This window comes from Pseudoalteromonas shioyasakiensis (assembly GCF_022398475.1).
Classification (GTDB): Bacteria; Pseudomonadota; Gammaproteobacteria; order Enterobacterales; family Alteromonadaceae; genus Pseudoalteromonas.
This window is the reverse complement of record NZ_JAKEVM010000145.1, coordinates 1-10872: the sequence shown is the minus strand read 5'-3', so window position 1 is coordinate 10872 and position 10872 is coordinate 1. Positions and strand designations below refer to the sequence as shown.

At 40.8% G+C, this 10872-nt stretch carries 10 protein-coding genes and 1 tRNA gene; 8 read left to right on the top strand and 3 right to left on the bottom strand.

From position 1 onward, the window contains the following. Positions 1-19: 19 nt before the first annotated feature. The gene (locus L1D51_RS18300) at positions 20-1879 is read right to left on the bottom strand and encodes a cation:proton antiporter (protein ID WP_054563495.1); all 1860 of its coding nucleotides are present in this window, start codon (positions 1877-1879) and stop codon (positions 20-22) included. Positions 1880-2788: 909 nt separating this feature from the next. On the opposite strand from L1D51_RS18300, the gene proB reads away from it, so the two are divergent. Together proB and L1D51_RS18290 are read left to right on the top strand one after the other, a co-directional pair. Further along, complete coding sequence (proB, locus tag L1D51_RS18295) at positions 2789-3895, top strand: glutamate 5-kinase (protein WP_239964444.1); 1107 nt, start codon at positions 2789-2791, stop codon at positions 3893-3895. Further along, a complete protein-coding gene (locus tag L1D51_RS18290; RefSeq protein WP_055198957.1) occupies positions 3892-5139 on the top strand; it encodes a glutamate-5-semialdehyde dehydrogenase in 1248 nt (415 codons plus the stop codon). Before proB ends, L1D51_RS18290 begins: the two co-directional genes overlap by 4 nt. Before the next feature lie 158 nt (positions 5140-5297). On the opposite strand, the gene L1D51_RS18285 is transcribed toward L1D51_RS18290, so the two are convergent. Next, positions 5298-5373, bottom strand: a tRNA-Ala gene (locus L1D51_RS18285). 166 nt (positions 5374-5539) lie between these two features. Between L1D51_RS18285 and L1D51_RS18280 the strand changes: the two genes are divergently transcribed. Together L1D51_RS18280 and L1D51_RS18275 are read left to right on the top strand one after the other, a co-directional pair. Beyond that, entirely contained in the window at positions 5540-5926 is a 387-nt protein-coding gene (locus tag L1D51_RS18280) for a putative periplasmic lipoprotein (protein WP_054563498.1), read from the top strand. Further along, positions 5927-6427, top strand: coding sequence for a prolyl-tRNA synthetase associated domain-containing protein (locus L1D51_RS18275; RefSeq protein WP_054563499.1), 501 nt, complete (start codon positions 5927-5929; stop codon positions 6425-6427). On the opposite strand, the gene L1D51_RS18270 is transcribed toward L1D51_RS18275, so the two are convergent. Continuing rightward, positions 6394-7530 carry an MFS transporter gene (locus L1D51_RS18270; RefSeq protein ID WP_054563500.1) on the bottom strand — a complete coding sequence of 379 codons (1137 nt, stop codon included), beginning with the start codon at positions 7528-7530 and terminating at the stop codon, positions 6394-6396. The genes L1D51_RS18275 and L1D51_RS18270 overlap by 34 nt on opposite strands. Positions 7531-7762: 232 nt before the next feature. Between L1D51_RS18270 and L1D51_RS18265 the strand changes: the two genes are divergently transcribed. The 4 genes from L1D51_RS18265 (at position 7763) to L1D51_RS18250 (ending at position 10811) form a co-directional block, all read left to right on the top strand. Next, entirely contained in the window at positions 7763-8302 is a 540-nt protein-coding gene (locus L1D51_RS18265; RefSeq protein ID WP_054563501.1) for a DUF2058 domain-containing protein, read from the top strand. A 103-nt stretch (positions 8303-8405) separates the two neighbouring features. Then, positions 8406-8729 carry a c-type cytochrome gene (locus L1D51_RS18260; protein WP_054552448.1) on the top strand — a complete coding sequence of 108 codons (324 nt, stop codon included), beginning with the start codon at positions 8406-8408 and terminating at the stop codon, positions 8727-8729. 129 nt (positions 8730-8858) lie between these two features. Continuing rightward, positions 8859-9626, top strand: coding sequence for a class II aldolase/adducin family protein (locus L1D51_RS18255; protein WP_054552449.1), 768 nt, complete (start codon positions 8859-8861; stop codon positions 9624-9626). A gap of 9 nt (positions 9627-9635) precedes the next feature. Then, the gene (locus L1D51_RS18250; protein WP_054552450.1) at positions 9636-10811 is read left to right on the top strand and encodes a mandelate racemase/muconate lactonizing enzyme family protein; all 1176 of its coding nucleotides are present in this window, start codon (positions 9636-9638) and stop codon (positions 10809-10811) included. Positions 10812-10872: the final 61 nt, after the last annotated feature.

Genomic DNA, 10872 nt, shown 5'->3' with positions numbered 1-10872 from the left:
AGCTAATGCTGGCCTTTTTTTATTTCTCTTCTTTATTTTCTTTTAGTTTGCCGTTATTCGGGTCTTTTAGCACCGATAGTTTAGGCGGTTGAAGTGCCACAATACGTTCACCTACTTGTGGAGGTTTTTCCATATTTGTAGTGAACGGGCGAATTTTAATAGGTGAATCGTCATCATCACTTTTCTCACCATTTAAAATAAACAGCGGGATAGCTTCGCTATTAACGTCTTTGTATTGCTCCCAACTAAACTCTTCAGAAATACGTGTTGCACTGACCTTGCCGCCTTTGGCAATTAAGCTACTTAAGCGCGCATAAGCGCCATTGTCGCCAAACAGAATTTGTCGCGATAAGAAGGTCGCACTGTCTTTATTTGCTTTAGCGTGGTTGGTTGAAGAACGCAGTGAAAATACATCTTTTTCGTCAAGTAAATGCGAGAAATACTGCACGCCTAATGCGTTGTGGTGACGGTTAGGCGAAAGCGCGAGTACGCTACGAATCGTCGTTAATGGTAAATAACGCTCAGCATGCTCTGACTGTGGATTACCATAGTAACAAGGTAAGCCATCCATGCGTGCCATTTTGCAGTTCTCCCATGCAGGATCAGATAAGTGCACGGGAATGTTTTGATCTTTTAAGCCGCAAGCAATGGCACGGGCCACATGGTTTGCACCAATAATCAAAATGGTATTTGGCGCTGGCTGACGTACTTTTAATAACTTTGCTAATGGCGTTGCTGTCAGGCTTTGCAGTACCACAGTCACGATGATCACCGTGAAGATAAGTGGCACAATTTTCTCTGCATCGGCAATGCCAGCTTCCACCATACTTAACGCAAATACTGAACCAACCGCCGCTGCAACAATACCCCTTGGCGCAATCCAAGCCAGAACTAAGCGAGACTTAAGTGGTAAATCGGTTTTAAAAGTCGATATTGCGATACACGCAGGACGGGCTACGAATAACACGATGGCTAAGAAAATAAACACATCGCTATGTAACATCATTAAGTCTGATAACTGTAGGCGGGCAGCAAGTAAGATGAATAACGATGAAATCAAGATCATCGAAAGGTCTTCTTTAAACTCAAGTACAGAGTCAATTTCAAGTTCGTCTTGGTTGGCAAGCCAAATACCAAACACGGTAACAGCGAGTAGGCCAGATTCATGGCTTAGGTGGTTTGAAACCGTAAAACTAATGAGTACTAAGGCAAGAATACCAAACTTGTGTAACTCAAACGGCAGCCATTCTCTACGAATAAGCAGCGTTGTAAGCCAGCCTGCAACCACACCAATGGTTAAACCTACACCGAGAGTTTTAAATAACGCGATAATAGTATGGCTTAGTACTTCGCCTTGGCCTACCAGCATAACAGCTTCAAATACCAATACAGCAAACAAGGCACCAATAGGGTCTATTACGATGCCTTCCCAACGTAAAATACGGTCTATGTCTTGGTTTGGTCTCATAGAGTTTAATAGCGGTGCAATAACCGTAGGGCCAGTAACAACAAGTACCGCACCAAGTACAGCGGCAACACGCCAATTAAGTTCTAAAATCCAATAGGCACTTAGGCTTATTACTAAGCAAGTTGTGATCATGCCTATTGAACAAAGGTTACGAACTACCTTGCCAATCCCTTTGAGTTCTCGAAAGTGCAGAGTGAGTGAACCTTCGAATAAAATCACGGCCACACTTAAAGAAACCACTGGGAATAATAAATCTCCCAACAGTGCATCTGGTTCTAACACGCCACTAAAAGGCCCGAGAATTAAACCTGTTAGTAGTAAAAATAAAATAGCCGGTACACGAAACGCCCAAGCTATCCATTGTGCCAATACTGAGCACAAGGCGATCCCTGCTATAAAAATTGCTGACATAGAATGAATTATCCTTTAGTTACTACAATTTAAAATGCCAACGCCTTAGATAATCACGTCATTAGTTGCTGACATTATTAAAATAATGCTTGCCTATTAAAGCCTACTCACCGTCATGGATACAAGCAAACTCGTTGCTTCAAATACGATTTTAGTCGTTATTAATACTTTTTGGGTGTGTTTATGAAATTAAACCCTGCTAGGCTCATCAAAAATTATTACACAATAAAATTGCGCGCCTAAGGTACTGTTAATAAATGTATATTTTCTATGTTTATGGTAAGTATAAAAGTTATGACTACTTTTTGCACTTGATCTTTGCCCCTGATTTCCCGTATTATAGTTCGTGTTCAAACAATTTGATATCTAAATAGTTATTGGCTTTAAAGACACTCTTTGTAGCTTAGCTTTTTGAAAAGATACTTGTTTGCGACATTATTAGTGTTTTATACGCTTTGTTTTCTAATTAAATAGAAATGAGCTCTAAGTTGTTCAGTACATATTTATTACGTGTTGAATAGAATATAAGTTCATTATCTGGTCAATGTTTAGCTCCCATCGTGGCAGCTAAATCTCGGTCATACAATCTACACCCTATCTGCTGGTGTACCAGATTGTATAGGCTCTATGTATGTTGTTATTAATAAAAGCCGCACACAGCTTTTTACAGCGATACATAAACAACACTTATCTTTTTTTATCAACTTATGGTTTATAACCGTTTGGTCTACTGACTGAATAAAAGTTGTGCTATATCTAATCGCAGTACTTGCGTGGCGTAGTCGTGTGCATAGATAAGTGGTTTGGCAAAGTGATAATAGTCAGTGCGTTTAGTAAAGCTAAGCGCGAGTCTTTTAATCAGTGGCAAATTGGCACTGAACAGATAGTAAAATGGAAAGTTGAACAGTTATGCAAAAGTTAAATTGGCGACGTATAGTACTAAAAGTAGGTAGCGCATTAATCGCACCCGAACAAGACGGGTGTCGCTCACGTTATTTACTGACCATTGCACAGTTCATCGTTCGCTGTCGAGCGCAAGGTATCGAAGTTATTTTAGTATCATCGGGTTCGGTAGCTGCTGGTTCGCATTTATTCCCTGAACAAGAAAAGCGTTCAGTGACGATGAAAAAAGCAATGGCTGCTGCCGGTCAGACAGAAATGATGGCGATGTGGGATCGCTTCTTCGATTTCCCATCAGCACAGATTTTATTAACTCATGGTGACTTACGTGACCGTGAGCGTTACACAAGTATTCGTGAAACTGTTTTCACCTTACTTGAGCATGGTGTGTTACCTATCATCAATGAGAATGACACGGTAACAACCGACGATTTAAAAGTTGGTGACAATGATAACTTGTCGGCAATGGTTGCTGCAGCTGCGGATGCAGATGCATTGATGATTTTTTCGGATGTTGATGGTCTTTATGACAAAAACCCGAATTTACATGAAGATGCAGTGTTGTTACCTGAAATTGAAAGCATTGATGAGTCAATTTATGCCATGGCCGGTTGTGCAACCAGTGCCGTTGGTACAGGTGGTATGAAAACAAAAATTGAAGCGGCTGAAAAAGCCACTTCACATGGTATTACAACCTTTATTTTAAATGGTTTTAAAGAAGAGACATTTAACCGCCTGCTAGCGGGTGACAACCCAGGTACTATCTTCAAACCATACGAAAAACCAATGCAAGAAGCAGTGCATTGGATGACTCACACAGCAAATGAGCAAGGTGAGGTTGTCGTTGAAGGTTCATTTGATGAATCATTAGAAGATGAAGACGGTTGTATTCGTAGCGATGAAATCGTTGCAGTACACGGAGAATTTGGCGTAGGCGATACCATTTTAGTCCGTAGTGATGATGGTACGCGTCTAGCAAAAGCCACAGCGAATTACAGTAGCTGTTTATTGAATTTTATTGCTGACAACGAGCAAAGTGAATTTAGCGAAAAAATGCAAGATTCAATCGGCCCAGTTGTTTCAGAAAAAGATATCGCATTATTGGAGAAGTCATGAGTTTAATTACGGATATTTCGAGTCAAGCTGCAAAAGCTGCAACCCAGTTAGCTTTACTTGATACTGCTACTAAGAATCAAGTTTTAACTGAGATGGCAGAGGCGCTACGTGAAAGCAAAGCTTTTATCATCAAAGAGAACGAAAGCGATTTAGCGGCAGCACGTGATAACAACCTTGCTGCATCGATGATTGACCGTTTAACGCTTAACGATGAGCGTATTGAAGCAATGGCAGAAGGCATCGAAGTAATTGTTAGCCTTGATGATCCTGTTGGTCAATTACGTGAAATTTCAGAACGTCCAAATGGTATTAAGATCAGCAAGATGCGCGTACCATTGGGTGTTGTATGTATGATTTATGAAGCACGTCCAAATGTGACGGCTGATGCAGGCGCTCTATGCTTTAAATCGGGTAATGGTGTTATTTTGCGTGGTGGTAAAGAAGCACTACGTAGCTCGCAAGCAATCGCGAGCGTAATGCATAAAGTACTTGAAAAGCATGGTTTACCAGCTGCGTTGATTTCAGTAATCCCAGATCCAGACCGTGGTCTACTCATGGAGTTGATGCAACAGCGTGACACAATTGATTTAATCATTCCGCGTGGTGGTGAAGGTTTAATTAATTTTGTAACAGAAAACAGTACCATTCCAGTGATTCAGCATTTTAAAGGCGTATGTCACCTTTATGTTGATAAAGACGCTGATTTGAATGTAGCAATCAATTTACTATTAAATGGTAAAACTCAGCGTACTGGTGTGTGTAATGCCCTAGAAGGCTTAGTGGTTCACCAAGATATCGCTGATGAGTTTTTAAACCTGTGTGCAGTTGTTCTTCGTCAAGAAGGCGTAAAAGTAAATGCAGATGCGAAAGCTGCCGAGTACTTTGATAATGCAACAGTACTTGCTGACGACGAGTTTGGTGAAGAATACTTAGATTTAGAAATCGCAATCAAGGTTGTACCTGACTTTGCTGGTGCCATTGATCATATTGCTAAATTTGGTTCAAACCACACTGAAGTGATTTGTACTAAAGACCAAGCTGCAGCTGAGTTATTCCAACGCAGTGTGGATGCATCTGTGGTAATGGTTAATGCGTCATCGCGTTTTTCTGATGGTTCACAGTTAGGTTTAGGTGCTGAGATTGGTATTGCGACAACTAAGCTACATGCTTATGGTCCAATGGGTCTAGAGTCACTTACAACTGAAAAATACTTAGTGAATGGCGAAGGGCAAATTCGTGAATAATCACTAAAAAGTAATTGCTTAAAAAGCCGGGCTTTGCTCGGTTTTTTTGTGTTTAAAATAAAACGAAGACAGCAGAAAGACTAATAAAGTCGCTTTAATTTAGAATTTATTGGTTTTTATTAAGGATTCGGCAGATTGCCTAAAGAGAGGTAGGAAAGTGGTGGAGCTAAGCAGGATCGAACTGCTGACCTCCTGCGTGCAAGGCAGGCGCTCTCCCAGCTGAGCTATAGCCCCACATTCCTAAAATACAGGATGCTTAAGTCTTGCGTCTCAAGCGGGGTGAACTTTAAATATTTTTGCATTTCTGGTCAAGTATTTTTTTTAAAATGATCGAATTTTTACTCTGTTGTTTTATTTTTGGTAGACTAAAGCGCATTCACTGTTCAAGGCTCATCCAATAATGAAAAAAATAGCATGGCTTTTGGTCGTTTTACTTGCTGGTTGCGCAAGCCAACAAGAAGCACCTCCTTTTGAAATCAATAATAAGCAGTTTTACGAAAAAAATGATGAGCAAGGCAATAAAATTTTTGCCTATGTGGTGTCAGTTAAAGCACAGGGCAGGCGCCCGATTAATCTTGATAAGCCAATGACACGCAGGCAGTTTAAAGATTTTGCCGAGCAAGAAGTATTTGAAGAGTCGAGCAACTTAAAACTTATGCTGGAAGACCAAGCGGTTGAATTATTAAATGAAGAGCTTAAAGAACGACAATACTGCGACGATAAACACGTTATTGACGAAGTATTATGGCGTGATTTAAGTGTGCAATTACGAGGACGTTGTTTGTAAATGTATGCAGATAAAAGCAAGTTAGCTGCTACGCTAGCTCAATTAGATATTAATTATGATGTGATTGAGCATCCACCATTACACGGCAGCTTAGATGCCGATAAGTTTATGCTCGATAGACCGGGCACACGTTTAAAAAACCTGTTTTTACGAGATAACGAAGGTAAGCGCCACTTTTTAGTGATCACCGCTCACGACAAACAACTCGACTTAAAAGCCATTGCTCAGCAGCAGGGGTTATCGCGTTTAGGGTTTGCATCTGATGAGCGATTAGCGCGTTATCTTAAAGTGCCACCGGGCTGTGTTTCTATGTTGGCACTGTTAAACGATAAGCAAAATAATGTCACTCTTTGGCTAGACCAAGAAATTTGGTTTAACGAGCTTTTTCATTGTCACCCTTTTGAAAATACCGCCACTTGGCTGATGAAAAAAGATGACTTAGAGCTGTTTTTTGAAAGTACCGGGCATCAACCGCGTATCGTATTTCTACCTGCCAAATAAACTAAGCTTAAACCCACTAAGCAGACTAAAAGTAGCACGGTCATAAAGGCAACTTGGCCGTGTTGCTGATATACCAGCCCTGGCAATAATGAACCTAATGCGCCACCGCTATAATAAAACGATACATAACCGCCATTGGTGACACTTGCAGGTGCGCTGCTGATTTTATTTACCAGTGGAGCGGCACTTGAGTGGATAACAAACATTGCACCGCAAAAGCCAGTAAAAGCAATAACAAAAAGTAATAACTGTTGGCTCATCAATAGCACCATTGTCAGGCTATAAAATACAAAAACCCAGGTTAGTAAACGCCAAGGTGTTGATGACTTTCGTAACAACCAAGGTGTGGCTATGGAAGCTAGTGCACCAAGCAAATAACCGCTGTAAACCAGTCCGATGTCTCGGGTGTTAGTGATAGCAAAACTGTCTTGCAGAATGAAAGGTAAATAATTTAACAGTGCCGCAAAACAAAAGAACATACAAAACACCGCTCCGTAGAGCTTTAATACCAGCGGATCTTTTAATTGCTTTAGATACAACAGCGGAGACTTTGCAGCATGAATACTCGCACCTTTGTTTGATTTAGGAATGGCGAGTGCAAATAGTACTAACCCAAGCGCAATCACATAATAAAAACTTTGCCAGCTCAAAAAGTCAGTAAACAAGGCGGCGAGCATACGTCCGAAATAGCCACCAACAATGGTGCTGCCAATGTAAAGTGTCATATTACGTTGTAATTGGTCAGCCTGAAAAGTCACACCAATATAACTGGTCATGGCAGTGAGCGCTGCGGGTAGGGTGATCCCTTGTATAAAACGAACCAGTAATAGCAACTCAAAGCTTGGTGCTAAAGTAAAAGCGATACAGCTGATTGCTAACACAAACATGGCAATCTTTAGAATTGTTAGTGGGTTTCGCTTAGCTAAAAACAAGCCATACACTAAAGGAGCAATTGCTAGTGGCAACATAGTTGCGGTCATTAAGCTACCAGCAGTGGCTGGCGATACAGAAAAATGACTGGCAAATAATCCAAGTAAGGGTTGTGGGGCGTATAAAACAAAGAAAATAAACACAGAGCAAAGTAACAAATGTCGCAGCTGCATTTTTAGCTCCCAAGAGGAAAAGCCCTAGCTTATCGGGTACAGGTTTTTTTACAAGTTCAAAGGCGACTAAAATGATAAATCTTGCGTTAAATCAATATGTCATGATTTCATCGCGTGTTAATCTCACATCAATATACTCGATTGCTGTGAATCAAGTGGGCTCAGTACTGTTATTTGTTGGCAGAGCTGATTAAAATAACCCTAATACGCATTAATAAATTGGAATTTCGTCATGGGGTCATTACAAGATCAATTACTTAAGGCTGGTCTTACTACGGCACATAAAGCTAAAGTAGCCAAATCTGAAAAGCGCAAACAGCAAAAGAAAAAAAAGAAAGGCGCCACGAGTAATCCTAGCGATCTGCAAAAGCATATTGAGCAGACTAAGCTTGAGCAGCAGAAAAAAGCCGACGAGCTTAATAAAGCGCGTTTAGAAGAGCAAAAGCAACGTGAGCAAGTAGCGCGCGTTAAGCAGATTTTAGAGCATCACAATCAAGATGAAATTCGTGGTGACCGTACATTTAACTTCACTTATCAAAATAAAGTGAAAGAGCTCGAAGTAAACGAAAAAACACAAAAGGCCCTAGCTGGTGGCCGTTTAGCAATTTGTGTTTTAGAAGGCCAATTTTTTGTACTGGAAGACGAACCAGCACGAAAAGTCGCTGAAGTCAGCGAAGACTACATAGTGTTCCATGTTGAGCCTGAAGATAAGCAAAAGGATGAAGATGATCCGTATGCTGATTTTGAAGTACCTGATGATTTAATTTGGTAGTGACTGTTTCTATTGCCGTTACAATTTTCGGGTGCAATATTGTTAAATCATGGTCTACACTAAAGAAAATGTTTAATAACCCGTCAAAAAAGAGAAGATACAAATGAGCAAGATCACGAAAATTTTATGTGGGGCTGGCATTGCAATGGCTGCAAGCCTATCTTTCAACACTATGGCTGCGGATGGTGCAACACTTTACACAGCTAAGCTTTGCCAAACTTGTCACGGTGCAGAAGGTAAAGCGCCTATCATGCCTCAGTACCCTAAATTAAATGGTCAAAATAAAGAGTACTTACTAGCACAAATGAAAGACATTAAATCAGGTGCGCGTAGCAACGGTATGGCTGCTGCGATGAAAGCAATGGTTGCAAACGTATCTGAAGAAGAAATGGCTGCAATTGCTGATTACTTATCACAAGTAAAATAAACACCATTTTAGCGTGAAAAGGCCACATCAATTGATGTGGCCTTTTTGTATCACCTATTGATCATCCATTAATAGTAATTTAGACTTCTATACATCTATTTGTGCAGTGTCACATATACAAGGTTTTCCATGTTTGACTTACCAAAACTCGATTTAAAAAATAAAGTATCTGAACAAGAATGGCAGCTTCGTGTTGATTTAGCAGCATGTTACCGTTTAGTTGAGCACTTTCGATGGGGGGATTTAATTTATACCCACCTATCGGCACGTTTACCGGGCACAGATCATTATTTAGTTAATGCATTTGGTCTTAGTTTTGATGAAGTGACGGCATCAAACCTTGTGAAGGTCGATTTAGCAGGCAATATTCTTGATGACACGCCATTTAAAATTAATCCGGCTGGTTTCACTATTCACAGCGCTATTCATGAAGTTCGTGATGACGCTCACTGTGTTATTCATTTACACACAAAAGAAACCATCGCCGTTGCAACGCAAGAAAAAGGCCTGTTACCACTTAGCCAATACTCAATGTTCTCATTGCCATCATTGTCTTATCATGGCTACGAAGGGTTAGCGGTAAACAGTGATGAGAAAAAGCGCTTGCAAGATGATTTAGGCACCACTAATCACATGCTATTGGTTAACCACGGTGGCTTAACTGTTGGCCCAACAGTGGGAGATGCCTTTATGCGATTTTATGATTTGCAGCGTGCCTGTGAAATTCAATTGGCTATTCAAGCCAGTGGTCAAACGGCAATCCCGGTACCACAACCTATTATCGATAATATTTATAATCAAGCGAATGTCGTGCATAGCGGCAGCACAGGTGGCCAGTTAGCTTGGCCAGCCATGTTGCGTAAAGCTTATCGTCTTGATCCTAGTTTTGCTCAGTAAGGAGTAACCATGAAAGTTAATCGCGTCGAAGTGTTCGATATTCATTGTCCAGACAGACCTGCTTGGACACCTGTTTTTGTGCGTATTCACACCGATGAAGGTATTAGCGGTGTGGGTGAAGCGGGTCTGGCTTATGATTTAGGTCATAGCGCAGCTGCGGCAATGATTAAAGAAATGGCTGATGCCTTTTTAATTGGTCATGACCCATTTCAAACAGAAAAACTGTGGTCACGAATGCTACGCGAAAGCTTTTGGGGTTTAGGTGGTGGTCCTGTTGTATATGCAGCAATGAGCGCCATTGATACTGCACTTTGGGATATTAAAGGTAAAGCATTAGGCTTGCCTGTTTACCAGCTATTAGGTGGTAAAGTTAACGATAAGCTGCGTACTTATGCATCACAATTACAGTTTGACTGGGACAGCGAATTTAAAGCGCTTGTTCACCCAGAAGAATACGCAGAAGCAGCGCTTAAGGCGATGGCTGAAGGGTATGATGCGGTAAAAGTTGACCCAATCCAGTACGATAAAAACGGCAATACTTATTATGACCGCACTAATATTATTTCTCGTGCAGAAATGAAATTATATCGCGCGCGTATGCAGGCTATTCGTGAAGCAGTCGGTGACGAAGTTGACATTATTTTTGAATGTCACAGTTTACCTGGCGCAACATCAGCAATTCAAATTGGTGAAATTGCTGAAGAGTTCGATTGTATGTATTACGAAGAGCCTGTGAATTACTTAAATCATTCATTACATGCAAAAGTTGCTGACAAAGTAGCGGTGCCAATTGCAGGTGGTGAACGTTTGTATAACCGCTGGGGTGTGCGTCCTTACTTAGAAGATCAAAGTATTGATGTATTACAGCCAGACTTAGGCCTGTGTGGTGGTTTCACTGAAACTAAAAAAGTGTGTGATTATGCTGATATCTTTGATGTGCGTATTCAAGCTCACGTGTGTGGCGGCCCAGTAGCCACTGCAGCTTCGTTACACCTAGAAACCGCAATTCCTAACTTCTTAATTCACGAACATCACACCTATGCGATTAAAAAATGGAACCGTGAATTGTGTATTCAAGATCCACAACCTAAAAATGGTTTCTTCCAAGTATCAGAAGAGCCAGGTATCGGTATTGAATTAAATGATGAAGTCGTTATGCGCTCACAACGTGTTGAGATTAAGTAATACTAATTCACAATATCAGAGTTAAAATTTAATGTTGAATATTGAAAAAGGCCCGTTAGGG